The 26238-nt window shown below is 38.9% G+C and carries 37 protein-coding genes, 1 tRNA gene and 4 pseudogenes; 38 read left to right on the top strand and 4 right to left on the bottom strand.

All coding sequences use genetic code 11. The annotated features are described in order from the left end of the window. Entirely contained in the window at positions 1-924 is a 924-nt protein-coding gene (locus B9T38_RS14245) for a cupin domain-containing protein (RefSeq protein ID WP_086197425.1), read from the bottom strand. A 191-nt stretch (positions 925-1115) separates the two neighbouring features. Here B9T38_RS14245 and B9T38_RS14240 point away from each other — a divergent pair, with 191 nt between their 5' ends. From B9T38_RS14240 to ybaK, 3 genes are all read left to right on the top strand, one after another. Next, on the top strand, positions 1116-2318 hold the full coding sequence (locus B9T38_RS14240; RefSeq protein ID WP_086197424.1) for an alkane 1-monooxygenase: 1203 nt from the start codon (positions 1116-1118) through the stop codon (positions 2316-2318). 523 nt (positions 2319-2841) lie between these two features. Beyond that, positions 2842-3306 (top strand): MarR family winged helix-turn-helix transcriptional regulator, encoded by a 465-nt coding sequence (locus B9T38_RS14235; RefSeq protein ID WP_086197423.1) that lies wholly within the window; start codon positions 2842-2844, stop codon positions 3304-3306. Positions 3307-3768: 462 nt separating this feature from the next. Continuing rightward, positions 3769-4236 (top strand): Cys-tRNA(Pro) deacylase, encoded by a 468-nt coding sequence (ybaK, locus tag B9T38_RS14230; RefSeq protein ID WP_086197422.1) that lies wholly within the window; start codon positions 3769-3771, stop codon positions 4234-4236. Positions 4237-4331: 95 nt separating this feature from the next. On the opposite strand, the gene B9T38_RS14225 is transcribed toward ybaK, so the two are convergent. Both B9T38_RS14225 and B9T38_RS14220 read right to left on the bottom strand, forming a co-directional pair. Then, a complete protein-coding gene (locus B9T38_RS14225; protein WP_086197421.1) occupies positions 4332-4601 on the bottom strand; it encodes a hypothetical protein in 270 nt (89 codons plus the stop codon). A 195-nt stretch (positions 4602-4796) separates the two neighbouring features. Continuing rightward, positions 4797-5870: an ATP-binding protein gene (locus B9T38_RS14220; RefSeq protein ID WP_086197420.1), complete on the bottom strand. Its 1074-nt coding sequence runs from the start codon at positions 5868-5870 to the stop codon at positions 4797-4799. 90 nt (positions 5871-5960) lie between these two features. On the opposite strand from B9T38_RS14220, the pseudogene B9T38_RS14215 reads away from it, so the two are divergent. From B9T38_RS14215 to B9T38_RS14070, 35 genes and pseudogenes are all read left to right on the top strand, one after another. Beyond that, positions 5961-6851 (top strand): annotated as a pseudogene (locus B9T38_RS14215) (helix-turn-helix domain-containing protein); the annotation flags it as partial. After that, complete coding sequence (locus B9T38_RS14210; protein ID WP_086197418.1) at positions 6848-7105, top strand: helix-turn-helix domain-containing protein; 258 nt, start codon at positions 6848-6850, stop codon at positions 7103-7105. The pseudogene B9T38_RS14215 and the gene B9T38_RS14210, both read left to right, overlap by 4 nt. Then, positions 7105-7521: pseudogene (locus tag B9T38_RS14205) on the top strand (putative endonuclease domain-containing protein). The gene B9T38_RS14210 and the pseudogene B9T38_RS14205 overlap by 1 nt, the downstream one beginning before the upstream one ends. After that, on the top strand, positions 7518-8063 hold the full coding sequence (locus B9T38_RS14200; RefSeq protein ID WP_086197417.1) for a hypothetical protein: 546 nt from the start codon (positions 7518-7520) through the stop codon (positions 8061-8063). The pseudogene B9T38_RS14205 and the gene B9T38_RS14200 overlap by 4 nt, the downstream one beginning before the upstream one ends. 159 nt (positions 8064-8222) lie before the next feature. Next, a complete protein-coding gene (locus B9T38_RS14195; RefSeq protein WP_086197416.1) occupies positions 8223-8462 on the top strand; it encodes a hypothetical protein in 240 nt (79 codons plus the stop codon). 99 nt (positions 8463-8561) lie between these two features. Continuing rightward, positions 8562-8891, top strand: coding sequence for a hypothetical protein (locus B9T38_RS14190; RefSeq protein ID WP_143222733.1), 330 nt, complete (start codon positions 8562-8564; stop codon positions 8889-8891). 89 nt (positions 8892-8980) lie between these two features. Next, the gene (locus tag B9T38_RS14185; RefSeq protein ID WP_086197414.1) at positions 8981-9445 is read left to right on the top strand and encodes a hypothetical protein; all 465 of its coding nucleotides are present in this window, start codon (positions 8981-8983) and stop codon (positions 9443-9445) included. 391 nt (positions 9446-9836) lie between these two features. After that, positions 9837-9983 (top strand): hypothetical protein, encoded by a 147-nt coding sequence (locus B9T38_RS16845; protein WP_171263253.1) that lies wholly within the window; start codon positions 9837-9839, stop codon positions 9981-9983. An 89-nt stretch (positions 9984-10072) separates the two neighbouring features. After that, entirely contained in the window at positions 10073-10360 is a 288-nt protein-coding gene (locus tag B9T38_RS14180; protein ID WP_086197413.1) for a hypothetical protein, read from the top strand. A 98-nt stretch (positions 10361-10458) separates the two neighbouring features. After that, positions 10459-10535 (top strand) — tRNA-Met (locus B9T38_RS14175). 267 nt (positions 10536-10802) lie between these two features. Continuing rightward, positions 10803-11048, top strand: coding sequence for a hypothetical protein (locus B9T38_RS14170; protein ID WP_086197412.1), 246 nt, complete (start codon positions 10803-10805; stop codon positions 11046-11048). A gap of 953 nt (positions 11049-12001) precedes the next feature. Next, positions 12002-12280, top strand: a complete 279-nt coding sequence (locus B9T38_RS14165; RefSeq protein ID WP_413784595.1) for a hypothetical protein — start codon at positions 12002-12004, stop codon at positions 12278-12280. A gap of 616 nt (positions 12281-12896) precedes the next feature. After that, the gene (locus B9T38_RS14160) at positions 12897-13085 is read left to right on the top strand and encodes a type II toxin-antitoxin system HicA family toxin (protein WP_086197411.1); all 189 of its coding nucleotides are present in this window, start codon (positions 12897-12899) and stop codon (positions 13083-13085) included. 2 nt (positions 13086-13087) lie between these two features. Next, positions 13088-13474, top strand: a complete 387-nt coding sequence (locus B9T38_RS14155) for a type II toxin-antitoxin system HicB family antitoxin (protein ID WP_086197410.1) — start codon at positions 13088-13090, stop codon at positions 13472-13474. 127 nt (positions 13475-13601) lie between these two features. Continuing rightward, positions 13602-13799 carry a hypothetical protein gene (locus tag B9T38_RS14150; protein ID WP_086197409.1) on the top strand — a complete coding sequence of 66 codons (198 nt, stop codon included), beginning with the start codon at positions 13602-13604 and terminating at the stop codon, positions 13797-13799. Between the two features lie 39 nt (positions 13800-13838). Further along, the gene (locus B9T38_RS14145) at positions 13839-14285 is read left to right on the top strand and encodes a hypothetical protein (protein WP_086197408.1); all 447 of its coding nucleotides are present in this window, start codon (positions 13839-13841) and stop codon (positions 14283-14285) included. Beyond that, positions 14236-14700, top strand: a pseudogene (locus B9T38_RS14140) (putative metallopeptidase); the annotation flags it as partial. The gene B9T38_RS14145 and the pseudogene B9T38_RS14140, both read left to right, overlap by 50 nt. A 5-nt stretch (positions 14701-14705) precedes the next feature. Next, positions 14706-14873, top strand: a pseudogene (locus B9T38_RS16640) (phage head morphogenesis protein); the annotation flags it as partial. A 146-nt stretch (positions 14874-15019) separates the two neighbouring features. Further along, the gene (locus tag B9T38_RS16840; RefSeq protein WP_171263252.1) at positions 15020-15175 is read left to right on the top strand and encodes a hypothetical protein; all 156 of its coding nucleotides are present in this window, start codon (positions 15020-15022) and stop codon (positions 15173-15175) included. A gap of 158 nt (positions 15176-15333) precedes the next feature. After that, positions 15334-16092 carry a phage tail tube protein gene (locus tag B9T38_RS14135; RefSeq protein ID WP_086197407.1) on the top strand — a complete coding sequence of 253 codons (759 nt, stop codon included), beginning with the start codon at positions 15334-15336 and terminating at the stop codon, positions 16090-16092. 366 nt (positions 16093-16458) lie between these two features. Continuing rightward, a complete protein-coding gene (locus tag B9T38_RS17140) occupies positions 16459-16584 on the top strand; it encodes a YHYH domain-containing protein (RefSeq protein WP_143222731.1) in 126 nt (41 codons plus the stop codon). An 82-nt stretch (positions 16585-16666) separates the two neighbouring features. Beyond that, positions 16667-17323 carry a porin family protein gene (locus B9T38_RS14130; RefSeq protein WP_086197406.1) on the top strand — a complete coding sequence of 219 codons (657 nt, stop codon included), beginning with the start codon at positions 16667-16669 and terminating at the stop codon, positions 17321-17323. 57 nt (positions 17324-17380) lie between these two features. Continuing rightward, positions 17381-17662: a hypothetical protein gene (locus B9T38_RS14125; protein WP_251992253.1), complete on the top strand. Its 282-nt coding sequence runs from the start codon at positions 17381-17383 to the stop codon at positions 17660-17662. Next, positions 17601-17942, top strand: a complete 342-nt coding sequence (locus tag B9T38_RS14120; protein WP_171263251.1) for a hypothetical protein — start codon at positions 17601-17603, stop codon at positions 17940-17942. The genes B9T38_RS14125 and B9T38_RS14120 overlap by 62 nt, the downstream gene beginning before the upstream one ends. A 9-nt stretch (positions 17943-17951) precedes the next feature. After that, positions 17952-19571, top strand: a complete 1620-nt coding sequence (locus B9T38_RS14115; RefSeq protein ID WP_086197404.1) for a hypothetical protein — start codon at positions 17952-17954, stop codon at positions 19569-19571. 59 nt (positions 19572-19630) lie between these two features. Beyond that, positions 19631-20866, top strand: a complete 1236-nt coding sequence (locus tag B9T38_RS14110) for a hypothetical protein (protein WP_143222729.1) — start codon at positions 19631-19633, stop codon at positions 20864-20866. Then, a complete protein-coding gene (locus B9T38_RS14105; RefSeq protein WP_086197402.1) occupies positions 20856-21212 on the top strand; it encodes a hypothetical protein in 357 nt (118 codons plus the stop codon). Before B9T38_RS14110 ends, B9T38_RS14105 begins: the two co-directional genes overlap by 11 nt. After that, positions 21209-21601, top strand: a complete 393-nt coding sequence (locus tag B9T38_RS14100; RefSeq protein WP_086197401.1) for a hypothetical protein — start codon at positions 21209-21211, stop codon at positions 21599-21601. Before B9T38_RS14105 ends, B9T38_RS14100 begins: the two co-directional genes overlap by 4 nt. A gap of 13 nt (positions 21602-21614) precedes the next feature. Beyond that, positions 21615-23633, top strand: coding sequence for a hypothetical protein (locus tag B9T38_RS14095; RefSeq protein ID WP_086197400.1), 2019 nt, complete (start codon positions 21615-21617; stop codon positions 23631-23633). Further along, complete coding sequence (locus tag B9T38_RS14090; RefSeq protein WP_086197399.1) at positions 23626-23859, top strand: hypothetical protein; 234 nt, start codon at positions 23626-23628, stop codon at positions 23857-23859. The genes B9T38_RS14095 and B9T38_RS14090 overlap by 8 nt, the downstream gene beginning before the upstream one ends. A 68-nt stretch (positions 23860-23927) precedes the next feature. Continuing rightward, positions 23928-24314, top strand: coding sequence for a hypothetical protein (locus B9T38_RS14085; protein WP_086197398.1), 387 nt, complete (start codon positions 23928-23930; stop codon positions 24312-24314). Between the two features lie 100 nt (positions 24315-24414). Next, the gene (locus B9T38_RS16835) at positions 24415-24564 is read left to right on the top strand and encodes a hypothetical protein (protein WP_171263250.1); all 150 of its coding nucleotides are present in this window, start codon (positions 24415-24417) and stop codon (positions 24562-24564) included. Positions 24565-24640: 76 nt separating this feature from the next. Beyond that, positions 24641-25228: an N-acetylmuramidase family protein gene (locus tag B9T38_RS14080; RefSeq protein WP_086197397.1), complete on the top strand. Its 588-nt coding sequence runs from the start codon at positions 24641-24643 to the stop codon at positions 25226-25228. 89 nt (positions 25229-25317) lie between these two features. Further along, on the top strand, positions 25318-25599 hold the full coding sequence (locus tag B9T38_RS14075; protein ID WP_086197396.1) for a type II toxin-antitoxin system RelE/ParE family toxin: 282 nt from the start codon (positions 25318-25320) through the stop codon (positions 25597-25599). Positions 25600-25623: 24 nt separating this feature from the next. Further along, positions 25624-25908, top strand: a complete 285-nt coding sequence (locus B9T38_RS14070; RefSeq protein WP_086197395.1) for a HigA family addiction module antitoxin — start codon at positions 25624-25626, stop codon at positions 25906-25908. Between the two features lie 20 nt (positions 25909-25928). Here the strand turns inward: B9T38_RS14070 and B9T38_RS14065 are convergent, their stop codons facing one another. After that, the gene (locus tag B9T38_RS14065) at positions 25929-26147 is read right to left on the bottom strand and encodes an excalibur calcium-binding domain-containing protein (RefSeq protein WP_086197394.1); all 219 of its coding nucleotides are present in this window, start codon (positions 26145-26147) and stop codon (positions 25929-25931) included. Positions 26148-26238 lie beyond the last annotated feature (91 nt).

Here is a 26238-nt window from a genome sequence, read left to right as displayed (position 1 = left end):
TTATTGGAACTGCTGGCGATATTGGCTTGGGGTTAAATTAAACAGGCGTTTAAAGGTTTGGCTAAAGGCCGTTTCAGAAGAATAACCGACGCGATGGGCAATTTGCTGTATGGATAATTGCCCTTCACGCAGATGTTGTGAAGCCAAACGAAAACGGTATTGCTGTAAATAGGCCAAAGGTGTTTCACCTACGATACTGCTAAATAAGGTGGCGAACTTGGAACGGGACATACAGCATTGTTCAGCCAAATTTTCCACTGTCCAGGCCTGATCAGGCTTACCATGAATGGCCGCCAAAGCATTGGCGAGTTCGGTATGGGAAAGAACCCGTAGCCAGTTATTTGAATCCTGTAACTGGGCAATATAATCGCGTACACATTCAATAAATAGAATACTGACCAGATGATCGAGGATTTTGTCGCGACCCGGACGAATTTGATAGGCTTCTACAGCCAAAAAATGTAATCCGATTTGTAGCCATTCAGGGGCTGCACTGCCGGTAATATGCTGAATATGAATATAGTCGGGCAGGGCATTCAGTAAGGGACGTGCCATAATGGTATCAATATGACAGCGGATCGCCAGAATCAGTGCCGGTTCACCGCTGGTACTTCCAAACTCGATGGTTGCCTGCCTTTTTTTATCGAAAAGACCGGTAATATTAAGTGCTTCAACCAGATTGTCTTTATTATTACTTCGGCAGGTATGGTTTTGCCCTGAAGGAATCAGGATTAAGTCTCCCGCTTCGAGCTGAAGCATTTTTTCCGATTTGAATTGGATGTTGAGATTGCCCGCCAGAACCACATAGCCAATCATGGCATCCTGTTCCTGATAAGCATAAGCCCAGTGACCTTGCGGTTTTAAATAAATATATTCAGATTTATTCAGATGAATATCGTCAAAAATTTTACTTAAGGCATCCATGTCTTATCGTTCTGTCATCATTGAATAAAAATTATAAAATTCTGGATTTATGCCAGCATGTGTTTTTAGGTCAAAAATTGGCTAAATATGCCAAGGACGTTTGCATAGCTTTTTTGGACGTTTACAACTGTTCTTGAGGACCTATTTCTAGAAATATAACGTTAGAACAAAAAATAGGGAAGATCGCCAGCATGAATGCACCAGTAAATTTAAATCAAACTACAATTCAGCCCTTAGCCACTGCTTCAGGTTTAGCCCTCGATAAAAAACGTTATTGGTGGTTGCTGAGCCCCGGTTTACCGGTGATCGGTATGGGGATTTTGGCTGGCTATCAGTTTGGTCCTAAAGCCACGAAAAAAATCTTTGCTTTGGGCGGTCCTTTATTGCTGCATGTGATTATTCCAACGGTTGATGCTCTTGTGGGCGATGACAGTAATAATCCTGATGATGAAGAAATTAAGTCACTTGTAGCAGACCCTTATTATGACCGCATTGTAAAACTGTTTATTCCTTTGCAGATGGCAGCCAATCTTTTTGCTGGTTATGTGGTAAGTCGTAAAGAAACTTCTTTTATCGATCAGATCCTGCTCGGTATTTCCATGGGCGCGATTAATGGTGTAGGCGTGAATACAGCACATGAGCTGTCGCATCGACCACATAAAAAGGATCATTATCTTGCCCATGCCACATTAGCGCCGCTGTTTTATAATCACTTTCGGGTTGAACATCCTTATGGACATCATAAGCGTGCTGCAACGCCTGAAGATCCTGCTTCTTCGAAAATGGGTGAAACTTTCTATGAGTTTTGGTCAAGAACGGTATTTGGTGGAATTAAATCGTCCATTGAAATTGAAAAGAACCGTTTAAAACGTAAAGGATTATCCTTCTTTAGCAAGGAAAATGAACTGTTTCAAGGCTGGGCGATGAGTGCTGGCTTCCATGCCGCCATGCTGAAATTATTTGGTAAAGATGTAATTCCTTATTTGGCCACACAGGCTTTTTATGGCATCAGTTTGTTTGAGATTATTAACTATATTGAACATTACGGTTTAATGCGCGATAAAAAGGAAGATGGAACTTATACACGTACCATGCCTGAGCATAGCTGGAACAATAACAATATTACTACCAACCTGTTTTTGTACCAGTTGCAGCGTCATTCTGATCATCATGCCTATCCGACACGTCCATTTCAGGCCTTACGTCACTTTGATGAAGCACCTGAATTGCCAAGTGGTTATGCCACCATGTTATTACCAGCTTTAATTCCATCGCTCTGGTTTAAAATGATGGATAAACGTGTATTCGACCATTATAAAGGTGATTTAAATAAAGCCAATATTCATCCAAAACGCCGTGCCAGCATATTCAAGAAGTTCGATGTGTCTTTATAAAGTATTCTGCGCTGTTCTATTTGGAAATTTTCTATCAATAAATATATTTAAAAAAGCACTTATTTTTACAGAGATAGAAAATTTCCCGTTCTTTTTTGAAGAACATATATGAATGATCTTGATAGCTTGGATGTAAAATTCATCATTTTTATACGTTATGGCACACAGGAATTTAAGGTGTTTACGGATTAGTGTAATAGATTTTTTCCTGTGATCAAATCATACAGGAACAGGAAGTTCAGCAATAAAACAATAAATAGAAGTAAAGAAAAAATTCTTAGATTAGAAAGGTGATCTACGACAGGAGTCAGATCTAAGCATCAAATACGAAAAGGCCCGACATGATGTCGGGCTTTTATTTTATACAAATTTTGTAGATTTTTTGCACAATTTGTGGGAGACTTAATTTTTGAATGAGCAATAAAAATAATTTAATATGTATTGCTAAAAAAAATGACTTTAAATAAAATTTGGAACATTAAAATAATTTAAATTACAACAATAAGTTAGAGGTTTTTTTGACATGACAAGAAAATACAGTAAATTTTTTTCTGCAGCATCTGAGTTTAACCTGGATAATTTTCCATACTACTGGATTACTCAAGTACATTCTCAATATGTTCAGAATGTGGATCATGCGTTAAAAAAATATGGTTTAGACAATTCTCGTCGGCGTATCTTGTTGGCTTTAAAGTCCAAGCCCAATGCGAGTGTATCCGAGCTATCCGAGATGCTGATTTTTAAGATGTCGACGACTACGAAAATTATTTATCGTCTAAAAGATGAAGGCTTGGTACATACTTATTGTTGTGAAGACGATGCGCGAATTACCCGTGTCGTTCTAACCCATATGGGCGAGCAAATGGTGCAAAAAATTAACGATTTGAGTCATATTGTTTTAGATCAGTCTTTTGAAGGTTTGACCCCGTTGCAAATTGAAAAGATGTTAGACAGTCTTAAACTTATTTTCAGAAATTTAGCTCATTAATTTTAATGTAACCAAAAAGCGTGGATGCAATATCCACGCTTTTTATCAACTGTTGTAGGATCTACTTTTTAAAACTAAAAAAGCATATTTTTAACAGTTTTGATTTAAACTTCAGTATCGCGCTATAGCAGGTTGCTAAGATAAAGCCAGTTTTTCAAGTAAAAGTATATGAATTAGAGAAACAAGTAAAGGAAGACCAATACCCAACATCACAATAACCGCTTGTAAAGAAATGCGTCGTCTAGTCGACAGTAGAATAGGGAATCACCTCATACTTGCTTAGGCTTAGATTTTAGCTATGTCCATAATTCGGTTTTAAAATATAAGTCCTAAAATGATTTTTTAATGTTTTTGTAGAGTCACGTGATTTAAAAGATGAATCTAAAATAGCTTAAGCAATCTAAACATTCGTTTCTAAAGGGCATATAATTTACTTATCTCGTTATTAATATCCTCAAAAAAATGACACCAGCTTGTAAAGTTTTAAAATCCAATAAAATTGAATTTTCTATTCATGAATATGAACACGATACCAATGCAAAAAGCTTTGGTCTAGAAGCGGCTGAGAAACTGGGGCTCAGCGTTGAAGAAGTCTTTAAAACTTTATTAGTCACCGATGATAAGAACTACTTTGTAGCAGTTTTACCGGTCAATCATCAATTAAATTTAAAGAAAGTGGCAGCGGCTGTAGGCTGTAAAAAATTACAGATGGCTGATCCTAAAAATGCTGAACGTTTAACAGGTTATCTGGTCGGTGGAATTAGCCCGGTTGGACAGAAAAAACGTTTAAAAACAATTATATGTGAGAGTGCTAAAAACCTTAAAACCATGTACGTTAGTGGTGGAAAAAGGGGATTGGATGTTGGGTTAAACCCACAAGATTTAGCACGCGTTTTAGATGCTAAATTTGCTGATATTGTTGATGAATAATCGCATTATTTTAAACTATTAATTTGGGTGATTTTTTACTTGTTACTCACATTATTACTCACTTATTCAATTCCTTCAAAACAACAAAAGCCGCATTAAGCGGCTTTATGATTTGATTCTATATCAAGAATCACTGATTGAACATAAGAGTGAAACCAAAAACTTTTCCTCCCATCTTTGTGAGGTTTTTTATATCTTCCATCCCTAATTCGCGCATCTAGTGTTTCAGGTTCTATGTTTAATAACTTAGCAAACTCCGCCCGACCAATACGTCTTTCACTTTGATGCTTGAGTGTCTGTTTCAACTCTTGCATCTCATTAAAGATAGCTTGAAGTAAATTGTGTTCAGATTCGGTTCTCATCATGGCACCTCCTTCAAACTTTGCAAAACCTCAAAAGGCAACTCCAGCTCAGTAACCATTATCTTCTCCAGGTCGCTTCTTTAAACTTCGCATTGATTAATAGCTCTTCAATTTCACCAACACTGACATTATTAAAAATATGATCCATCTTGGCCCCGAACACTGTGAGTGTCCGGGTGATAGTTGAGTAGTTAAATTTCATTCTGACCATCCCTCCATATCTGATTTGGCCTGACAGGCATTTAAAATTTGTTGTTCGTACTTTGTGCCTTTGAAGTAATTCACAGGGCGATTTAGATCATTGACGTGACTGGCGTTCTGAATGTCCTTCAACGCAGCCTGATAATCATTTTCGAGACGTGCTTCATTCTCAGCATGGAGTTGCTGCTCATTATCCTGTTGCGCTTTTTGGTTACGCTGAATGATTGAGTGAATGCCAGCGCATGTCTCATCAAATTTTTGTTGTTGAACATCATGCAGACTGTTTAGTCCACGTTTGGCACAATATTTTTCAATATCAATCCCAGCTTGTTGCATTAAGGCTTCCAGTTCTAAAAACTGGTTGCCATTGATACATGCATCAGCAGATCCAGAGTTCAGCCATTGTTTGAGCAATATGCCTGCCTGTTCTGTAAGCAACATTGGTTCACTGAAAATACGGGTACGGTCTTTGGTTCTAACTGCATAGTTGTCATGAGTTAGATCCAGAACGGTAGTGAACTCATATTCGATACCATCGCGCTGTTCAGCTTTCATGCCCACTTTTTCGACTTTCTTTTTACCGTTGCCTGCATCAACCTGAACGGTATCCATTTTGCTGCGCATGGTCACAATAATATTGATGCTGGACTGAAGCATTGCGTCAATAAATTTGCGATGGCGTGGAGTAACCTGACTCCATGCACCCCAGCTATTACCTTTGAAAGTGGTACTGGAAAGTTTGTCGACAATCTCCAAGCAACCACCAACGCCAGACCACTCATGAGTAATGCTGTCCAGGATTAAAGTATCGAAACCTGCTTTCTCTGCAGCATGAATAGCATCAATAAACTTTTCAGGCGTGTAGGGAGGCTGAATGTTGGCATGTTCAAACGCAACAACATCTTCATACAGTTCAGCACTACTATTTTCTGTATCTGCTACTGCAATTCGGCCACCAATTCCTTTAGCTAAAAGAAGTCCACCTAAGGTTTTACCTGAACCGGTAGGACCGGCAAGAGCAAGACGTAATTTTGCGTTTTTGCGTTCAGCTTTTTTAAAAAATACAGTCATGATCTTTCCCCTTAATGCACAGCACGATGGGATTTAGCCCATTTTTTATATTCGTCAGATTTGAAGTGGCCAGTATTTTCTAGAATCTGGTTAAAGCCTCTTAAAAAATTAGTATTGCTTTCACTTGCTGATCGTGCAGGCGAAGATCACTGTGCTTATCCAAGTATGGCTAGATTGGTTGGTGATACTGAGATGGATCGTAAAACGGTTTTAAAGATCATTGATGAGCTGATTGAAGATGGATTCATTGTAGATACAGGTGAGCGAAAAGGGAAAACCAAACAGGTCAAAGTGTATCAATTGGTTGGGGTAAATGGCCGTGAAACAGTACCAACAGTGGAATCCTTAAAAGAGCAAAAAGCCGATTTAAAGAGTCCCAACAATGGAACAGTACCAACAACGGAACAGTTCCAACAATTCCATGAAAGGGTCCCAACAATTCCGTTAAAGGGTCCCAACGTTGGGACACGGAATCTATCAAAGAACCTACCAGAAGAATCTAAAAATAAAAAAGACTGGATTTGCTTTAAAAAACTTCATGAAGAAATTTATCTGGCCGATGACAGCATCGATTTTGAATCCATCATGAATTCGAAATGGGCTGAACGTGAAAAACGAGCATTCGAGAATTACAACACTGAAAAAACCATGAGTGATGATCTGATGATTTATCACTTTGCTGACTGGTTGATTAACGCCTACAGAACCAAGTATTCAAATACTCAAAATCCAGTTTCTGGAAAACCTGCAGGTACCTGCAGTAAATCTCAGCAGCTTTCTGAAAAACAGATTCACACCTTCGCTCAAAAACTTTCCCAGCATCCTGAGTTCTCAAGCAAGTTCTCTGAACCAGGTGAGTCCTATGAAAAACTTGCAGCACGTATCGCCGTGAAACTGGAAGATCCAGCACAAGCCAAAAAATGGGAACCGTATCTGAAACAGGTTGGGTTCAATGGATCACTCCCGGGAGCTGCAGCATGACCCATGCAGACCGAACTTACATGAACCTGATGATCTTCCAGATTATGTCATCCAGCAAAGGCCGAGTATCTGTGAAACAAATTCACCAGGCGATAGAGCCAAATATGGGGATTTCAGTGCGTAGTCTGCAGCGTTATTTGAATGGACTGGCACGCTGGGGACTGGTCGAAAAGGATGGTGAAACACCACAAGGATTTATTCTGACGGACAACGCAAAGGTGCTTTTCCACAATCTGGCTAACGGATGTGATTGATGGCCAGCTACTCAATCGCTGAATACAAGAAAATGATTGGAGCTTCAAAACCTAAACGGGGTTCCAAGCGTCCAAAGGTTAAAGGGGAAAAGGTACAAAGTGAAGGAGAGGCCAAACTGGCCAGAGACTTGAAAGCCTTAAAAATTGAGTTTGAGTAGGAATTTAAGTTTCACCCAAAACGTAAATGGAAAGCTGATTTCCACCTGATAGGAAAAATGATTTTGGTTGAGGTGGAGGGTGGGATCTGGATGGAAGGTGGTGGCAGGCATACGAGAGGTAAGGGATACATCGGGGATATGGAGAAATACAACACGGCAACAATGATGGGTTATCAGGTCATACGGTTTAGTACAGAGCAAGTGAAGTCAGGTTTGGCGGTTCAGCAAATAGAGAAGATGGTTGGAGATTTGGGATGAATGCAGCGGTTAAAGTTCAAAATATTATGCAGGTAGTTGATTGGTCTAAGTATTCATTGGAAGAATGGCTCTACCAGTTTGGGGCTTGGCAGAACTCTACAAAGGGAACTCGTGGTAGAGCACTAAATCCTATTGCTGTAGCTATGGATCAAGCTGTGGTTAAACGTAAGAAGTTGAAAATGGGAGTTAAAAAACAACGCCAAATTATTGCTGATGTAATGTTGGGTGATGTTGATTTCATGCCAATTAAAAAACAAACCCCAAAAGATATTGTTTGTCAGATTGATGATAATGAAGCGCGTGCTGTACAGCGCTTAATTTTGGATATGCAGGGAAGCTCAGAAACATTAGATGGCTGGATTGATGCAGTTGTTGATCGTTATTTTTATTTTAATACTTGGCCTGAAATGACTAAATGGGAAATGCAATGGGTTGGGGAAGTAAGAAAAATGGTAAAGGTCTATTCTGAAATGGATGCTAGATTTGATGTGAAATGTGGTTTAGCTGCATTACATGTGCGTTATGGATTTATTAAGTATTGACCCTGTACAGGCGATATGGCATATTTATGTTATAAGTGGTCGAAGTGTTAGTTAAGCACTTGATCTGAAAGAAAGCTCGCCAAATGGTGGGCTTTTTTGACATTATTCGTTTATATTAATAAAGGATAATGACTTTTTATTTTTTGAGATTTAATTGAGATGGCAATTCTAACTGTCAAGAAATTAGATGATACTCTGAGTGAGTTAGCAGTTAATGGCAAAAAACCTGAAAAGATTTTGTTAGGTTATAAAGCATATGCCGACCTAATGAATGATCGCAGATTTTTTGAAGAAGTAGCAGGCTCAGCAATGGATCCAAACAAACGAAAATATAAGAATATTAAGATTAAGGTTACCCAAGACGAATACCAGCTTGAAGTGAAGTGTTCAAAAGAATAGATTTGTATAGCAACGAAAGCTCGCCAAATGGTGGGCTTTTTTGCATTTATAATCTTTCAAAATTGGAACGAGCTGCAAATACACTTTTTGTACATCGTAATGAGAAGTATTGATTTATCTTTGATGGGTGACGTTAACCAGTTGGACATTGTTATGGTCCAGGAGATATTTGACTTTATTTATGATGAAGCTCTAAAGGAGTATGAGCCATCAAAATATGACATAGTCAATAAGTTAAATTTTTTTTTAATAGCGCTGCGATTATTTGCAGAGCTCAGGGATGAAGATGCTTACATTGAAATGAATACTTTGACTCTCATATTCAAATATAGGCTTAAATCTACATGTTATTGGGTATTTGATGTACCTGAAATAGAGGATAAAAAGCAGTTCATTGAGTATCTGTCTTCTGAATTAAATAAATTGTGATGACAGTTCAAAACTCAGTAAAACTTAAAGAATATGCGTCCCTTTATCTTAGGGTTCTAGTATCTTTCCCATGTAAACGAGTATGAGTCATGGGTCTAATTCTTCTCCTTATTGTTATCTTAATAACAGCTTTTGTAATGGTAAACCCTTTCCAACAAAAGTCTGGTGGAAAGTTTAAAGAAATGACTAAAAATAAGTTTGGTCATAAAGTTTCCAGTGCAATAGACTTTCAGCACCCCATAATTGAGATAGTTGGCCCTCAGCTTGATCATTCTGTCAGTAAAGTTGTCAATGCTCTTTTGATCATGGATACCACAAACACAGAATATACCTATGCAATTATGGTGATTGTTGGTGGTATTCAAGTAGGTTATCTAAGTGACGAAGATGCTGAAAAATTTCTCAAAATTTTAAACGATAAGCATCTATATGAAGATACTGGAATTGAAGTAAAAGCGCTTATTTATGGGGATTGGGGCAATGCTGATCAAATTGCAAATTTTAAAATAAATTTAAATCTCCCTAAAAATTTTGAAGATTCAGAAATCACATAATTAGATTGCTAAAGAGGCCTCCATTGGGAGGTTTTTTTAATGCCAGGAGAAAAGTATTTTAAAACCCATTTTCTATAGTTTGCTGATTAGCTAAAGCCTGTTTGAGTAAACACGTTTAGACTCCTCGAAAGAGGGTACAACCCATGCAGTTCATCGAGCATGAATAGGATATGCAGGAAAGTGAATACAGAGTTGGAATGGATACACATGATATGTGTATCCATCTGATACAGATGGGACCTCACCGAAAGTTAGGCTTTTTATTTAACTTATACTTCAAATGTATTTATTTACATTCTGTACAAAAAACAATCTAGATGGGGTTGAAAGGCTACAAATCCAAATGATAGTTTTGATGTATACCAAAATCATTAAGCATTTGAGGTGAGTAATGAAATTATGGAATCTACTTGGTTTAAGCGTAGCAAAAAGCTATTGTCAAAAAATTATAAAAAAAACTCGGTATTCGAAAGCTGACTTTGATGAAATTGTCAGAAAAGCGTTATTAAAAGATTTTGCCAACTATAAAATTGATTAACATTTACCAAATGAATAAGCTCATCGAAAGGTGGGCTTTTTTATTGTTTAAAATGGTATAGTGAAAATATCCTTTAAGTACTTGGTTCCATGTCTGAATCCTATAAATACATTTATACTCAAATTAGTATCTTTGGTTCGTTACCTACACATAAGGTTTTTTTAGATAGTGTTGAGAGAAAAGCAAAATTTATTTTTGCCGATAATACATTTATTTATGGAAAGATTTCTGATTGGGCTCTTAGTCATTCAGGCCTGGATTCAAGAAAATCATCCTGGTCTGATGAGCCTAAATCATTTTTAGAGAATGAAAAAAATAGATTGCGTAAGTATAGAGACTTACATCCAGCTTTTATTACTAAAACGAATAATGGTTAGATTTAGATACTTATTGATGCCGGATATGCTGTAAGTATTTATTTTTAAAATAAAGTTTGCTTTGATGCTGCTTATGACGTATAAAGCTAACTCGTTGATGCGGGATGGAGCAGTCTGGTAGCTCGTCGGGCTCATAACCCGAAGGTCGTTGGTTCAAATCCAGCTCCCGCTACCAACGAAAAAGATTCAAAGTTTATATACCCACTTATCTCAATTTGTGGGTATTTTTTTGCTCATCGAAAGGTGGCTTATTTTGTTCAAAATTCAGTATTGACACCAATTAAATTTTGAAGAAAATAAGCACCACCAGCGCATGGATGCTTTGGGTAATTTCGATTGACAGCTCGGAAAAGACGGCAAAACCTCAGAAAGCTCACATAGTGGGCTTTCTTATTTGTCATAATCCTTTGCTATTCTTTAGAAAAAATACTGAGCCGTTGTTATGAGTGCATTAACTAAAGATGAATTACAGTCGTTATTGGCAATGGTGATGCACGAAAATGAAGAATTAAAGGAAGAAAACCGAAAGTTATTGTTAATGGTTGCTGATTCTGCTGAGCAAATAAAGAAGGCTACTTATATTACTGAAGAGTATCAGCGAATGTTTAATGAGATTACTGAAGCGCTTCGGACTCGTTATCCTGCAGAGTTTAAATTTGTTGAAGATATTCCAAAACACCTAAGTTAATTCATATAAAAAATCTAAGCTCGGTCATTGATCGGGCTTTTTTGTTGTCTAGTGTTTTTGATACACAAATGAATTTGTCTCTCAAAATAACCCAAAAAGGAGAATCAAAATGCCAGTATTTGCTTAAGCAGCTTTTGAGCTAGGTTTAGATCGCACGAAAGACGATACAACCCATGCAGTTCATCGAGCATGAATAGGATATGCAGGAAAGTGAAATCAGAGTTGGGAGTGATGCCCCGCCATACATTGATAATGAAACCGAAAATTGATTAGTACTGTGCCTATTCAGTGGCAATCACAGTAGGGAGTAGCGGTAGATCAGTTGCCGAGCTGGTTAATATCGTAATCTGAGGCAATGGGTACACATGATGATATGTGTATCCATTTTTTATGAGCTTATAAGTTACTGAAATGGCAAACCAAAGTACATCATGCTTATAAATTTGCTAATAGAATTGGTTTTAACTAAATTACGCCCACTGTTATGAGGCAGTACTTATACATCTTGAATCAGCGCAAAATGATACAGATGGGGCTCACCGAAAGGTGGGCTTTTTATTTAATACACATAAATTTACCTGACATACAAAAAACTATCGAAACGTGCTTGGAGTGTAATGAATAGAGGTGATAGTTATATATGCTTGCATTTCTGATTGGTTGAGGTGAAAGATGAAACTATTAACTTTGATTGGTACAGGTGTGGTAGCCGGATATTGTTATAAAAAGCTTAAAGATAAGAAGAATTCAAAAAACAATAATTATCATTATATGAAGGGGGATACTAAGTCTTCATAATGAAGATGGGATTGTTTGTGCCCTGAGAAATGTCATGTGTAAGCAATATCAGGGCACCCAGATTTTTTTGATCACAAATTTATATAAAAAATTAACAACACATAAAGATGGCACTTCTATAATTCTTTGGAAAAAAATAAAAAGAGTTATTGGAAATGTCTAAAATTTTTATATTAAAAGAAGTAAAAGCTATAAGTCGTTGCGGTATGAAGATAGTGGTAGAGCAGGTATTTGAAAAGGTTTTCAATGAATATGGAAGAAACCCTATATGTGTGCCTTTACCCCAAATAGTGATTAATGAAAATGTGATTAGTTTAGATGGTGAAAACACTTTTATTCATCCTGGAACAAAGAAAAAGTTCAGGGTAACAAGAGAGGAAGTAATGTTTAAATCAAAATTGCCATACCTTAAAAAGAAAAATAACCCAAAGTAGACAAGTGAAAACAGTTCCTGTGCATTCTCTATACTTTGTTGTTAATTTTTTAGTGCTATCTTATTTTTGCGAAAACAAGAAAACGCAAATAAAACGAAGAAAATGACTACAGCACCGGCCCACTTATTTGAAGGAGTAAGTGGGCTTTTAATTGCCTGAAAGTTACCTATCAGCTTTCATCTTTAATGTTAATAAATAATTAATTAAGTTATTCTAATAATTTGATTTAATTATCATTATTTTAATTTTTGGTATATTTTGCCACTGAAAAATACTTAAATGGTGTAGAAAATAACCAACAGAAACAGCTGTAGTTTCTGAATGACCTACTCCATGGTCAGTGTTTATAAGCCCACCAATGTTCTCGAGGTGGGCTTTTTTTGTCAGGAGAAACTAGATGCTCCAATTCCTACGCAAATTATTTTGCATACATGCATTTGATTACGAGTCAGACATATTTGCCGAGGTCGAATGTCGTAAGTGTGGTAAAACAAAACCTGAGTGATTTCTCCATTGCCGAACGTATTACGGCATATAAAACCCCGCTACATACTAGATATTGGCGGGGTTTTTCTTTTCTATTCCCTATTAAAATAATGTTGTGTATAATTACACAATGAACAGCAAAGACATTATTAAGCGTCTAGAGCAGGAAGGCTGGTACAAGGTTGGCGGCAAAGGCGACCATGAAAAGTACAAGCATCCCGATAAACCCGGTCATGTTGTGGTTCCACATCCACGTAAAGATATGCCGATAGGTACTCTACGCAATATATATAAACAGGCTGGTTGGGAATGGAGGTAAATATGTTATATCCGGTATATGTTCATAAAGATGAAGATACTGCTTACGGTTTAACTTTCCCTGACTTTGAAGGATGTTTTAGTGGTGCGGATGAAATGCAAGAAATCCAGCGCATGGCACAGGAAGCGGTTGAGGTTCACTTTGATGGTGAAGATATTCCGTTGCCTGCACCATCAAGCCCAGAGCAATGGTTAGGTGATGAACGATTTGAAGGTGGTTTTTGGCTGTTAATTGATATTGATACAACAAAGGTAAATACGAAGTCTGTTCGTATTAATGTCAGTATGCCAGAAGCTTTAGTTAAGCGTATTGATGCAGTTGCGAAGAAGCAGCATTTAAGTCGTTCAGCATTTTTAGCAAAAAGTGCGGAAATGGCATTGCATCAGTAAAAGTAAATAATTTCATATACCCAGCCTGAGTGCTGGGTTTTCTTTTATTGAAAAGTAAAGCAAGTATTTCATGTAGCATAAAATAAGGTAATATTTTGATCACTTAAAATAAAAAATGGGATGTGATATGTTTTTACAACATAATGAATATATAATTAATATTAATAATATCAATTATATAAAATCTAAAATTGGGAAAACCCAAGTGACAGTAGTCTTCGAAGGTGAGCTTACAAATTCTGATACTGGATATCATTTAAGTCTAAAATTTGAAAGTGAAGAAGAAAAAGATAAATTTCTTGAACAGATAAAAAAGATAAAATAACAAAGCCTCCTCAGGGAGGTTTTTTAATGGGTACAATTTATGGAACTGGACGCATACAAAGCCCTGACTGATAAGAAACCCATCAAAAAGAAACCACGTACCAGACCATTACCCAAAGCCGGTGAAAAATACTTAGAAGCATTCGAGCGACTGAAAGAAATTCTTGATCGTATGGAAATCAAGTATGAAGAGTATTTTCATTTTAAAAGCACCAAACACTGGCGTTTTGATCTGCATCTTATTGAATATCGAATGCTGATAGAAATAGCTGGTGGACCATGGTCAGGTGGACGAAAAGGCAAACTGGCCACAAAAGCCTGGAGTATTGACCGGTATGACCATGCTGAAGAAATGGGCTATCGCTATATGCGCTTTGAAACTGGTGATATCAATATGGGAAGAGCTACCAAGTGGCTGAGAAATTTAAAGGCATCTTATGAAACAGTTCAGACCATTCCCGCCAACGGATCTGATGGATCAGGCTGAGGAAGAAGAAGCGATTCGATTAGCACCGGCATCAGAGCTTAAAGAATGGGTTGTCAAAAACTGGCTGACTTTGGGTGGTGAACTCCATAACCCTGATCATGACCATATTGCTGAGCTGCTTCACGACAATGATGAGTTCCTTGCATTCGCCTGGGCTTCATCGGCCGCCGTAGCTAAAAAACGTATGGTGCTGGGTCAATGTGAAAAAGTGATGTTTAACCAAGGCGGATGGAAGAAGGCACGCCAGGAACAGCAGATGCGGGACTGGTTCGGTTTCGTACCTCAATATTTGATTACGATAGACGCAGCATTCTGTGAGCAAGCTTCAGATCGTGAATTTTGTCGTTTGATTGAACATGAGCTTTATCACATTGGTGTTGAGCGCGATGAAGATGGCGAGATCATCTATAGCGATATGGCTCAAGCATCGTGATTCAGATTGAGAATGCCAAAGGGTTGGGGATTGACCTTGAAAAATTGAATGCTGGACAAGGTGTGCTGTTTGAAATGGGATTGTCTTTTGAGGTTGCTTCGGTGGAGATGGTGGAAGGTAAGATGGTTTATACATTAAGGGTTTTGAAAAACTAGCCGATATCACACAACAAACCTTAAGACGCCGTGATCTTTAATTAGGTCATGGCGTTTTGCATTGTACAAATAGCAAAAAGCCCATGACGGCAATCACGGGCTTTTTAAATCAACTCAACCGACAAAAGTAAGAGGAGATACAACATATGGAAGATTATATCACAGCAATTACAGGATTGATCAATATGGCATCAGGTTTATCAAATGGAATGTTATTTTTCATTTTAATATTAGGAGTTCTGTGGATTCTTGCGTGGAAATCACCAGATCTAATAAAAGCTTTCCGAAAAGATGATGATTAAGTTATCAGTTACATATCTAGCACCGCCTTAGTGGGTGGCAACCAGCCTCAAGTAAAGACCCTCTAAAGCTAATTAGCATTGGGGAGGAGTTTTCATCGACATGTGTATATCTCACAGCAGTATTTGAATCCACAAAATTTACCAATCAGGAGTAAACCATGTCTAATGGTTATGAATTTTTATCCCTACAAGGGGCATCACATTTAGCACGGAATCTACCAGGGGCTAAAGTTTTACGAGAACTAGGTAACCAAACCGGAGTTAAGTTAACGATTTCCTCTGATACTTTCTCGCGTTATGAATCCAAAACAGGTAAACGTCAAAAAATTGGCGAATGGACTAAAGCTCGTGATGTTGAGCTTGAAATTACAATGGATGAACAAAAGCAGGAGGATATTGCTCTAGCATTCCAAGCCGAAATTAAAGAAATTACTACTGAGAGTGTTCAGGATAAAAATCTGGGTACTGGTTTAAAAGTTGGTGACACTATCAAGCTTGATGGTTTTAATATTTCCGATTTGATGATTAGTGACTCCAAGTCCGTAACGCCTACACAATTAGTTGAAGGGCAGCATTATTCTTATGATGCTAGTTATGGCAAAGTTAAAATTTTAGACCTAACTGATCTTACTCAACCATTGATTGCTGATTACACGGTAGGGGCTGCGAAAGCCACGGTCATCTTCACCATGCCTGATGATGCAGAATATTATTATTTGTTCGAAGGTATCAATGCAATTAGCGATAAGAAGTTAGCACTTGAGCTTTGGCGCTTTAAACCATCGGTGGATGGTAATATGGATTTCATCAATGAAGAAACTGGTGAAATTTCAATTAAAGGATCAGCATTAGCCGATACCACCAAGCAACTAGATGAAAAGCTAGGAAGCTTTGGGCGTATTGTTTATCTGGATTAACAAAACACAGGTACAAAGAACTCCATAGGCGCTTAAGCGTCTTTTTTTGTGCCTGTTACAATATTTCTTTTTATATTGAATATGGTCATAATTTTTTACCTATTGGTTGAATTTATTATTGAGAATATTCTTATTTACCTGTATAAAAAAAGAACAATTAAAATCAGAGGGAAAAGGAATGACAGCAATAGGAGTATTGGTAACATCATCTTCAGCTCTAATGCTTATGCTGGTTATCCACCAATTTGGGCAAATGTTTAATTGAATTTTTCAAGCATTAAAACCACCCCCGGGTGGTTTTAATGCTTGAAAAACAACCAATTTAATATATAACTTAAACTTAGATTTTAAAATTTAGGGGGATATATGAAAAAAATAATTATATTGGCATTAATAGCATCTTTCGCCACAGCAGCCTATTCACATAGTGGTCGGACAGCAAAAGATGGATGTCATAAGCAGCGCTCTACTGGTGAAAGACATTGCCATTAATCTAAAGAGCTGCCCAAGTGGCAGTTTATTTTTGTCCAATAAATTAGTATCTTATCCACACCATAAATAAGGGGGTAAGATAATGAAAAAATTAGTTTTAGCTTTAGCTGTTGGGGTAGTTTCTAATATTACATTAGCAGATACATCATTAATGCTTAACAAGGGTGCACCAGCTATAATTGGAACAAGTCCAAATTATGTGCATACAGAAAGCGAATCTCAATCAAATAGTACCGGTCCATTTTCAGTAGCTTTTGGTTATGCTGGATCGAAATTAGGTTCTGATGAGTTTCTAGGAACAGAGTCTTTTGATGGAGTGTTTATAAATGCAACTTATCAATCGCACCCAAAAGCAAGCATCTGGGCGGAATATATATTCCAAAGCTCAGAGGCTGATTACAATCATTTTTCTATTGGTTATAAGTACAAATTTCTTGAAAATGAAAAACTGTATTCAGCAGCTTCACTCGGCCTTGGCTATGGATGGCTAGATGAAAAAGAAAGCGTTTCGGGTTTGGGAGATGTAAAACTTGAGTTGGAATATTTTACTATCCCTGCAGCCCTAGAGGTTGGTTATAAGGTTTCTCCGAAAATTGATGTGTTTGGCTCATTTGGTTACCAGTGGTTGTTTAACAATGATGCCAAAGTATGCCTAAATGGTGAGTGTTTATTTGGTAGTGGTGATGAGTTGGATTTAAATGGCGTAACCTACAAAACCGGACTTCGATATAATTTCTAAAGTAAGCCTCCTTCGGGAGGTTTTTTAATACCTAAAATTTATACCTGAGATTCCATCATGAATGATTTTTTCTTAGCAACGAACCGGTCTATCGCGGTGAATGACATCGAAGTCCGCCAGATCAAAATGAAGTATTTCGATACTTGGGCTACACATGCCGAACCAATCAAACAATTCCTAAAAGATAAAAATCATTCAGATGAGGTTTTGACAGAGTTATTTGCAGCTCATGGTGTGCAGGTCATTTCAGCCATTACATGTGTCACTGATCTGGACAATGAATCACTCTTTAAACTTGCTTCAGATGAGCAAAACCAAGTCAGCTATTGCACCAGATAGCAATCAAAAACTCAGTTTCACCATCGGCACCGGTGCCGCAATTCAACCGAACAGTGTTGAGTTAAGCATCCCGGTTTCCGATCAACTCGGCCAGAATACTGGTACTACCAAGGTCATCGATGTGCCGATTAATAGCACTATCGGAAACCTTGTCACCAATACCGGTGAGATACAGGGAACAATTGACTACACCACCGGTGCAGTTGAAGTGATGCCTATTTTAATTACTAAACAATTTAAGCAGGTTTATACACCAACAACTGTTTACGGAACGGCTTAAGGAGATTATATGTCTTTTTATTTACCCCAAACTTCTAATATTGAAGGTCAAGACGTTACGCTAAAGGCATATCAATCAACTGACATTGCTGTGAAATATCGCGATACCTCTGGATTGAATTCCAATTCTAAAATTGTGATCGGTGATAAATTACGATTGGATTTATCATCAGGTTTTGATGAGCAGATTCTTACCGGTTCAGCGCGTTTTAAAGTCGGTGTTGATACCTTTTTAGATCGTACTGGTACGCTTTATCGCAATGTTGATCCTTCTAATAATAGTGGTATCGCATCTGGTGTCATTCAATATGGTACCGGTAAGGTCGAAATTGATTCCTGGACACCAAATGCGGATAACACGATTGCTCTGGAATCCCTGACGACAACAACTGACCTGTTACCGGTCAATAAAATCAGTTTCAGAACCCCAATCATGCCGATCCGACCACAATCCTTAACTGTGGTAGTTGGTACACTTGAGCATGGACAGCTCACACTGACAGCGGATGAAAATGGAGTAATCGAGACCAGTCAGGCACATGGCCAAGTAAACTGGGACAATGGCTTTGTCACGATTTACTTCTACACCAAAACCAAAATCACCGAAGCCAATCGAGTAGAAATTGAATCCAATGACTGGTATGACCCATTGCTTGAATATCAGGAAGGTGCTGATACTTACCTCAATATTCCGGTCTGGGTAGATGCCTCATCAGTGCGCTATAACGCTGTGGCTTATACCTACATTCCACTGGATTCTGAAATTCTTGGATTGTCTGCCACTCGGTTACCGATTGATGGGGAAGTTCCGATTTTCCGTGTTGGTGGCACTGGGATTGTCAGCTCAAGTAAGTCTCAAGCATTACCAAGTACAATTGCAGGCACTACCTATGATCTGAATGATCAGCGCATTTCTTGGGCAGAATTGGAAGATACAAACGGAACGAAAGTACCGTTTGATCTGTACACGGTCGATTATGATTATGGTCGTGTGACGCTTGGCGGTGACTTTACAATGGGTAATCTGGTTGCACCACTGACAGTTAAATATCGATATCAGGATATGGGCTTGATTCGTGATGTGCAGATCAATGGCCAGTTGACATTCACCAAACCCTTAACACATAACTATGATGCAGTAGATACCATTGTGGGATCGGCACTGGTTGTTGGTGATATACAGGCACGCTATACGCGCAAGTTTGTGCAACAAGCTTGGAATAGTGTTTGGAATGATGAGCCAACTGGCACAGGAATTTCAGCGAATTACAATGATTCCCTCTACCCAATTCAGGTAACAAATAAAGGTGCGACTCAGGAGCGATGGGCAATTGTTTTCACCGGTGCTGAAGCATTCTATTGTGTAGGCGAGTACACAGGACGATTGACTCTTGCAGGATCGACCAATACTGACTATGCGCCACTTAATCCGGTGACTGGCGCACCATACTTCACGATTAAAAAAGAAGGCTTGGGTGTAGGTTGGGCAAATGGTAATGTATTGCGCTTTAATACGGTCGCTGCAAACTTCCCTATCTGGGTGATTCGCACAGTAAAACAATCAGAACCATCTGTTCTATCAGACCAATTTCAAATCATGCTACGCGGTGATATTGACCGCGTTGTTTAAAATTAAAATCGAATATGACCGCTTTATGCGGTCTTTTTTATGAGTGAATAAAAATGGTAATGAAGCAGACACAAACTAAATTATTTGATTTTTCGGATGCTGGATTGGATTTCTGCGCCGGGTCAAAAGCATTATTCCCAGATCGTTTTAAGAAGATGCTTGCGCTTGGCTATAACGTTCAAACTGTAACTGGTGTGACAATTGTAGGCGATCAAGTAACGTTAACTTATGGTGGGGCACACGGATATGTTGCGGATCGCGTGTTAAAAGTTGATTCAGGTGATCTATCATTAATTAATAACGGTGAGTTCTGGATTGACTCTGTAACTATAAATACAGTGACATTTACGCTTGATAATATTCCATCTTCAATAGCAAACGGTTTTAGTACCCGAATTGCATCACTTGGCTGGGCTCTTGAATATGAATCAGGACAGGTTCAGCTTTATAAAATGAAATATCTAGATGAACGGAATCTATATGTTCGTCTAGTTTTCCCCAGCATCGGTGCAACACGTGGCTCTATAAATGTTTGTGTTGGCAAAACAGCAAATGTGACAACAGGGGTGATTACCGATGTAAATTCACTCCCTCAATTCCGTGATAATTTAAATGTTTTGGCTGGATTTGAATGGCAGTTATGTTATCTGGCTAGCGCAACTTATGACAATTACAACTACTCTCAAGGCTTAAGTATCTTTGGACGAGCGTGTGTTGTTGGTAGTCAATATCATATTGCTTTAATGATAAATAATGGACATACAGGGGGATATGCTGGATGTACATATGGGATTCTACCAACAGTTCTACAAAAGTATGAAGTTTTAGATTATCCAGTTGTAATTGGTATATATAACGCAAATGCTTTAACTTCAAGTGGTTCAGTTTATCAATTTAATTTTGTTGTTGATAACTCATTCATTTACGTTGGTAGTATTCATGCAGCGATCGATCCCGCAAACAATACTAATCTTATTGCTGAACAAAGTGCTGCCAAGGTTGTCTCTTCATTTGTATCTACTAATATTGATAGTTTTAATACCTCACTCGCCTATCCTGTAAGTATTTTTGATAAACCAAGCAAACAACATCTGGGATTTATTGCAGCTGGTCTATATCGTTTCGAAGCTCGATATGGTACTAGCCCGCCATCTTCACGACTAGAATCCCCATCTACATCAATGGACATTGATCTGGCACACTTGTTAAAAATCCATGCCTCCAACACCGCAGCGAGTGCATCTTCTGTTTTGTGGTTTTGTGCTCCGGTTGAGGAGGTGAAAATTGCGAGTTAAAGTTTTAAGAACATTCTTCGGTGGATATATCCCCAATTACTCAAAACTGACTCAGTTGGGGTTTGTGACTCTTAGGTTGCCGCGCCCAATTACAACGATCATAAATGCAGACCAAGGACTTGGAAGAATTGAAGGTACAACTAAAAAGGTAGGGATGAATTATTCACCTGTGCCAGTTTGTGTTTTTAAAAGGGATAACAGGCTATTGCTTTGGGAGACTACATCAAAACCGGATGGTACTTATAAGTTTCGTAATATTGCAAAAGATCTGGAATGCTTCATTGTGGCTTTTGACCCGAATGATGAGTTTAACGCTGTAATTTCTGACAAGGTAGTTGCAAAATGATTCAAACCTCTTTAGCTGCCGGACTGGCTCAACTCCAGGCACTGGCAAACTTTTTAGATCAAGGTAGCATAAATGCTACCTTTATTTTTTATGATGATGAAAAACCCACTGATGTAACTGAAGCTGTAAACAACAGCGCCAGATTGGTGACATTGACGCTGCCTAAACCCTCAATTAAACAGGTTCACGCTGATCACATAGAGTTGAACCAGACTGATGCGGCTACGGTTGTAAAATCAGGTACTGCAGTTTGGGCACGTTTACTTAACGGGGAAGGGAAAGCAGTTGCTGATTTTGCGGTTGGGCCTGATATCACGCTGGCCAATCCTGATCTGGTGCTGGGTAGCACCCTCATGATGAACTCATTGATTTTACGACCATTAACATAAATGAGGTGGACCTGTGTCGAACTATCTTCCACCCGATGGCCACCAGGTAAATCTTAACTTTAAAGATTCCGTCACAGGCTCCACCGATCTTAACTTCGGTGCTGATGTTCAAAATCTTGCTTCTCTTGATTCTGTAATTAGCACAATAGTCATTGCTGAGTTTAATGCACTTAGTGATGGTAACGACGTATTGGATGCCCAGATTAATACGGGCTTTCATGCTGAATTTAATGCTGTTACAGGTCAGTTTGCTCAGCTTGATGTAACTATTCAAAATGGCTTTATTGCTGAATTTAAAGCAGTCAGAATTGATCAATATTGTGTGGTAGATGCAGTGATTCAAACCGGACTTAATGCCAAGTTTGAAACACTATTTGATATCAATCATCTGGTAGGTGTGTCCTATGGTTTTGATATGCGCTATCAGAAAGCCATCGCAGCCTTGAGTACTACAGAAATACCTTGGGCTAAGCCAATTTTAAGAGTCTCGAATGAGACTCTTTTTTATGACCAAGGCTTGGTGATTTCGAATCAGGTAGATTTTTGGCATGAGCAAGCTGGATCATTAAATCGTGCAATTAGATCACTACATGAGAAAGCCACTGGATTAAGCTCTGATGCTTATGTTGTCTGGGAGGAAGGAGATAAGCGCTTCATCCACCAAAAATATGTGCATGAAGAAACAATTAAGTTGCGTCATAACCGGGAAACTGTTTGGCAGGAAATGATTCGCCGGCGTAAGACTTTGACTTATTCACATGAAGTGGCGCGAGTCTTTGAACATCGATTTTCATTCGAGTGGGATAAGGGCCTTGAGATTGTTACCAGGTCTGATTTGCCATGGGATAAGGCCAAAGCGATTCATTATCGCAAACATCCGGTTCAACCTTGGCCAGAGCCGGAACATAAGCCATATCAGGGCAGTACAGACTTCAACTTTATCTGCTCATGTCATGATGTTGATTCACACAATGTTGTTTTAAATTTTGGTGCAGATGACTGTATTCCAGCACTGCCGAACAGAAACTGGTGGTATATCGTGAATACATTAACAGCCGAGCGATTAGATACCGGCGAGAAGATTAAAGTGATTGATGGCACCTACAGTACCAGCCGATCACAATGGTGCTGGACCTATTCCGTTACTGTAGCACCCACCGAAAAAGAAAAGCTTCAACCAATTAATGGCCAGCCGGTGATTCTGAAAGTCATGATCAATGGCTTTGAGCATCACATCTTGCTTGAAGATCCTGAAGAAACTCGGCGCTTTGCTAATGTGCTATACACTTACCCGGGTCGGAGTGTGACGGCTTTGAACTCGGATAAATACGCGCCTTCACGCTCATTCATCCAGGATAATGAACGTACCTCTGTGCAGCTGGTCCAGGCTGAAATTGATCGAGCTCAATCCAATACCACTTTGGATTGGAAACTGATTGATGGGTTAGGTTGGATCGTGCCGATTGAAAGCCTGAGTTATGCTGAACTTGCGCCAATTGATGCCATTAAACAGGTCGTTGATGCCGGTGGTGGCTTTATCTACAGTCAAAAATCCGGCAACACACTCACTATTTTGCCTCTGTACCAGAAAGGCTACTGGGATTCGATGACTGTTGATGATTATGACATTCTGCTCCCTGAAAGCGTGGTGATACAGCAAAACATCAAAAAGAATGATGAATATATTGCTGATTTCAATGCCATTACGGTAGTGAATAGCCGAAGCGGTGAAAGCTTAAAAGTATTGCAGCGTGGAACCTCAGGTGATGTGCCATTGGAAGCAGTCACAGGACCACTGTTTAATGTGGTATCCGGTGCCAGTTTTGGCAAGGCAGAGTTGATAAAAGCAAACATTCAGGAATTACATACCTTCGCAGATCTTCCGGTAAGCCAAGAAATTGGCGAGATGTTGCCAGGTAAAACCATTGCTTTTAATGGCCAGTGGTGGGGTGTCATCGATGGGGTAAGTGGTAGCTTCTCGCATGAAAAGGTCAATGAAACTATTACAGTGGAGCGTATTGGTCGTGACTAATCCTTTATTCGAATTACGAAAGCTTCTCAATCCAACCCATGCTGAATACATTGGCACCATTACATCGGCGAATCATCCTGAATATCGGGTACAGGTTGATGGTGGATCTGGTCCAGTACTGTGCACCTCAGGCACAACCTATAATTTGGGTGCGCGGGTCTTTATTGCAAATCAAGTTATCTTGCGACCTGCACCCAGCGGGTCACATTCAGAAATTGAAGTTTAAGTAAAAACAAACCAATGGTACCCAATCGGGTGCTTTTTTATTGCCAAAAATTAGGGGTAATTAAGTAAATGGAGCCAGTCTCTACAAGTGGCATAGCCACATTTTTAAAGTTCTATGGAATGGTTATTGTCACTACTTTAGCTATAGCCATGGTGGCTACAGTTGTTCTTATGATGCGTTTTCCACGTTCACCGCAAGAATGGGCTGTCGGTTTGATCTGTACGGTTGTTTCCAGTCTGGCAGGTGGAGCATTCATTATTGTGAAATGGGGGCTGCATGAATGGGTTAGGGATATATGGGGAGTTATTGCATTAGGCGGTTTCTTCTTTGTATGCGGATTGCCTGGTTGGGCTATTGTCAGGTGGACCTTTAACTTCATTAATAAACAGGAAGGTAAGACGATTATTGAGGTAGTCAAAGAGCTAAAAGATGCAAAAAACGATTTAAGAAAATAGTTATTCATGCTCAAAAGATAAAACCCCGATGCTGGAAACATCGGGGTTTTGTTTTTCCAATCCACAGAGACAGAGTAAGTAAAGAGGAAAAGTATTTCGTATGGAGCATTTTAAACCAGTAGCGGAGCTTATAAAAGTGTCTATTGAAAAATACGGATTGTGGCAAACAATATTTGCATTCTTAGTGTTATTTTCCATTCCGATTTTGATTTGGAAATTACCAGAGATTATTTCAGCAGTTAAAGCCTAAACCGACCCAATATGAGGTCGGTTTTTTATTATCTATGCGCCTTAAAGCGCATTTTTTTCGCCTATAGGAAAGTGAAATGAATAAGAAACTTACTGAAGCACAAATTGCAGCCCAGGCCAAAGCCTTGGGGATTGATGTTGCAGCACTTCGTGCGGTAATTGAAGTTGAGTGTAAAGGATCAGGCTTTAATGAGGACGGAACACCGGTCATTTTATTTGAACGGCATGTCATGCGTCAGCGTTTGATCGCAAACAAACGTGATATCGATCTGAGTCTAATCAGTGTTGAACGACCAGATCTGTGTAGTAAGTCTACCGGTGCTTATGGCCTGTATTCAGCTCAGCATGGGCGATTAAATGCAGCTGCTCAATATCATCGTGATTCTGCCCTTGAATCTGCATCATGGGGAATTGGGCAGGTGATGGGTTACCACTGGAAAGCATTAGGTTATCCATCATTACAGGCCTTCATTAATGCCATGTACAAAGATGAAGCCTCACAGCTGGATGCCATGTGCCGGTACATCCAGGTAAATAATCTTGTGAATGCCCTAAAGAACAAAGACTGGAAAGCATTTGCACGTGGATACAACGGTAAGGCATACGCAAAGAATAGCTATGATATTAAGTTGGCCAATGCTTATAAGAAGTGGTCAGTTCAATAAACTCCATTTTAGATTAAAGCTCATCTCTATACATATTTTCTAATGTGGTGTATATTGTATATATACGCTATACGAATGGATGCTAAAGCTTGATTAAGAGTTTTAAACATAAAGGTCTTCAGGCTTTCTTCCAAACTGGTACGACATCAGGCATTCAAGCAGCCCATTCTGCCAAATTGCGTTTAATACTTGCTGCATTGCATGCTGCATCTACAGTGAATGATTTGAGAACACCACCCAATTGGCGTTTACATAAGTTGAATGGGAATCTGCAGGATCAATGGTCTCTGACTGTAAACGGTAATTGGCGGGTAATTTTTAAATTTGAAGATGGTGATGTCTACGTTGTCGATTATCTGGACTATCACTAAGCTTTCAGCTCAGGAGTACTAATCATGAATATGATGTTTAATGCACCTCATCCAGGCGAAATGCTGCGGGAGTATATTGGTGAAACTCCTGTGACTGAGGCTGCTCAAGCTCTAGGTGTTACTCGAGCAAATCTGTCTCGTATTTTGAATGGCCATACCGGTATTTCGGCAGATATGGCGATTCGTTTAAGCGAGGCTTTAGAAACTTCACCAGAGTTTTGGTTAAATTTGCAGATGCAGCATGATTTATGGATTGCGAGTCAGCGTCAGCGACCGGCCATAAAGAAATTGGTTCAGGATTTTGCATAAATAGAGCGCCGTGAGGCGCTTTATTTCTTCTTCGGACACTTCTTACCATTCCCACCCGGCAAGCAATCACATGCAGAGCCATCTTTATCGCGATCCAAACTTTTCCATCCACTTTGACCAGAACTCTTACGTTGTTCATACCAAGCCTGAGCTTGTTTCTGAGTGCTAAAGTCAGCGCACTTTTTTGCATAAACTTGGATGGAAGTGAACCCCAAAATTAAAATGAGTAAAAATTTCATAAATTATTTTAAAGTCAAAACATTAGCTGAAGTCTAGCAATTATCAGTTCGTTTGCTCAATGAATCTAATCAAAAAGTCTCATAAAAGTGA

It is taken from the genome of Acinetobacter sp. ANC 4218 (assembly GCF_002135245.1).
Taxonomy (GTDB): domain Bacteria; phylum Pseudomonadota; class Gammaproteobacteria; order Pseudomonadales; family Moraxellaceae; genus Acinetobacter.
This window is presented reverse-complemented; position numbering and strand designations above follow the sequence as displayed.

What these genes read in the sequence shown, in the direction of transcription:
- B9T38_RS14245 (WP_086197425.1), bottom strand. Translation starts at nt 924, where the DNA reads ATGGATGCCTTAAGTAAAATTTTTGACGATATTCATCTGAATAAATCT.
- B9T38_RS14240 (WP_086197424.1), top strand. Translation starts at nt 1,116, where the DNA reads ATGAATGCACCAGTAAATTTAAATCAAACTACAATTCAGCCCTTAGCC.
- B9T38_RS14235 (WP_086197423.1), top strand. Translation starts at nt 2,842, where the DNA reads ATGACAAGAAAATACAGTAAATTTTTTTCTGCAGCATCTGAGTTTAAC.
- ybaK (WP_086197422.1), top strand. Translation starts at nt 3,769, where the DNA reads ATGACACCAGCTTGTAAAGTTTTAAAATCCAATAAAATTGAATTTTCT.
- B9T38_RS14225 (WP_086197421.1), bottom strand. Translation starts at nt 4,601, where the DNA reads ATGATGAGAACCGAATCTGAACACAATTTACTTCAAGCTATCTTTAAT.
- B9T38_RS14220 (WP_086197420.1), bottom strand. Translation starts at nt 5,870, where the DNA reads ATGACTGTATTTTTTAAAAAAGCTGAACGCAAAAACGCAAAATTACGT.
- B9T38_RS14210 (WP_086197418.1), top strand. Translation starts at nt 6,848, where the DNA reads ATGACCCATGCAGACCGAACTTACATGAACCTGATGATCTTCCAGATT.
- B9T38_RS14200 (WP_086197417.1), top strand. Translation starts at nt 7,518, where the DNA reads ATGAATGCAGCGGTTAAAGTTCAAAATATTATGCAGGTAGTTGATTGG.
- B9T38_RS14195 (WP_086197416.1), top strand. Translation starts at nt 8,223, where the DNA reads ATGGCAATTCTAACTGTCAAGAAATTAGATGATACTCTGAGTGAGTTA.
- B9T38_RS14190 (WP_143222733.1), top strand. Translation starts at nt 8,562, where the DNA reads ATGAGAAGTATTGATTTATCTTTGATGGGTGACGTTAACCAGTTGGAC.
- B9T38_RS14185 (WP_086197414.1), top strand. Translation starts at nt 8,981, where the DNA reads ATGGGTCTAATTCTTCTCCTTATTGTTATCTTAATAACAGCTTTTGTA.
- B9T38_RS16845 (WP_171263253.1), top strand. Translation starts at nt 9,837, where the DNA reads ATGAAATTATGGAATCTACTTGGTTTAAGCGTAGCAAAAAGCTATTGT.
- B9T38_RS14180 (WP_086197413.1), top strand. Translation starts at nt 10,073, where the DNA reads ATGTCTGAATCCTATAAATACATTTATACTCAAATTAGTATCTTTGGT.
- B9T38_RS14170 (WP_086197412.1), top strand. Translation starts at nt 10,803, where the DNA reads ATGAGTGCATTAACTAAAGATGAATTACAGTCGTTATTGGCAATGGTG.
- B9T38_RS14165 (WP_413784595.1), top strand. Translation starts at nt 12,002, where the DNA reads ATGTCTAAAATTTTTATATTAAAAGAAGTAAAAGCTATAAGTCGTTGC.
- B9T38_RS14160 (WP_086197411.1), top strand. Translation starts at nt 12,897, where the DNA reads ATGAACAGCAAAGACATTATTAAGCGTCTAGAGCAGGAAGGCTGGTAC.
- B9T38_RS14155 (WP_086197410.1), top strand. Translation starts at nt 13,088, where the DNA reads ATGTTATATCCGGTATATGTTCATAAAGATGAAGATACTGCTTACGGT.
- B9T38_RS14150 (WP_086197409.1), top strand. Translation starts at nt 13,602, where the DNA reads ATGTTTTTACAACATAATGAATATATAATTAATATTAATAATATCAAT.
- B9T38_RS14145 (WP_086197408.1), top strand. Translation starts at nt 13,839, where the DNA reads ATGGAACTGGACGCATACAAAGCCCTGACTGATAAGAAACCCATCAAA.
- B9T38_RS16840 (WP_171263252.1), top strand. Translation starts at nt 15,020, where the DNA reads ATGGAAGATTATATCACAGCAATTACAGGATTGATCAATATGGCATCA.
- B9T38_RS14135 (WP_086197407.1), top strand. Translation starts at nt 15,334, where the DNA reads ATGTCTAATGGTTATGAATTTTTATCCCTACAAGGGGCATCACATTTA.
- B9T38_RS17140 (WP_143222731.1), top strand. Translation starts at nt 16,459, where the DNA reads ATGAAAAAAATAATTATATTGGCATTAATAGCATCTTTCGCCACAGCA.
- B9T38_RS14130 (WP_086197406.1), top strand. Translation starts at nt 16,667, where the DNA reads ATGAAAAAATTAGTTTTAGCTTTAGCTGTTGGGGTAGTTTCTAATATT.
- B9T38_RS14125 (WP_251992253.1), top strand. Translation starts at nt 17,381, where the DNA reads ATGAATGATTTTTTCTTAGCAACGAACCGGTCTATCGCGGTGAATGAC.
- B9T38_RS14120 (WP_171263251.1), top strand. Translation starts at nt 17,601, where the DNA reads ATGAATCACTCTTTAAACTTGCTTCAGATGAGCAAAACCAAGTCAGCT.
- B9T38_RS14115 (WP_086197404.1), top strand. Translation starts at nt 17,952, where the DNA reads ATGTCTTTTTATTTACCCCAAACTTCTAATATTGAAGGTCAAGACGTT.
- B9T38_RS14110 (WP_143222729.1), top strand. Translation starts at nt 19,631, where the DNA reads ATGAAGCAGACACAAACTAAATTATTTGATTTTTCGGATGCTGGATTG.
- B9T38_RS14100 (WP_086197401.1), top strand. Translation starts at nt 21,209, where the DNA reads ATGATTCAAACCTCTTTAGCTGCCGGACTGGCTCAACTCCAGGCACTG.
- B9T38_RS14085 (WP_086197398.1), top strand. Translation starts at nt 23,928, where the DNA reads ATGGAGCCAGTCTCTACAAGTGGCATAGCCACATTTTTAAAGTTCTAT.
- B9T38_RS16835 (WP_171263250.1), top strand. Translation starts at nt 24,415, where the DNA reads ATGGAGCATTTTAAACCAGTAGCGGAGCTTATAAAAGTGTCTATTGAA.
- B9T38_RS14080 (WP_086197397.1), top strand. Translation starts at nt 24,641, where the DNA reads ATGAATAAGAAACTTACTGAAGCACAAATTGCAGCCCAGGCCAAAGCC.
- B9T38_RS14070 (WP_086197395.1), top strand. Translation starts at nt 25,624, where the DNA reads ATGAATATGATGTTTAATGCACCTCATCCAGGCGAAATGCTGCGGGAG.
- B9T38_RS14065 (WP_086197394.1), bottom strand. Translation starts at nt 26,147, where the DNA reads ATGAAATTTTTACTCATTTTAATTTTGGGGTTCACTTCCATCCAAGTT.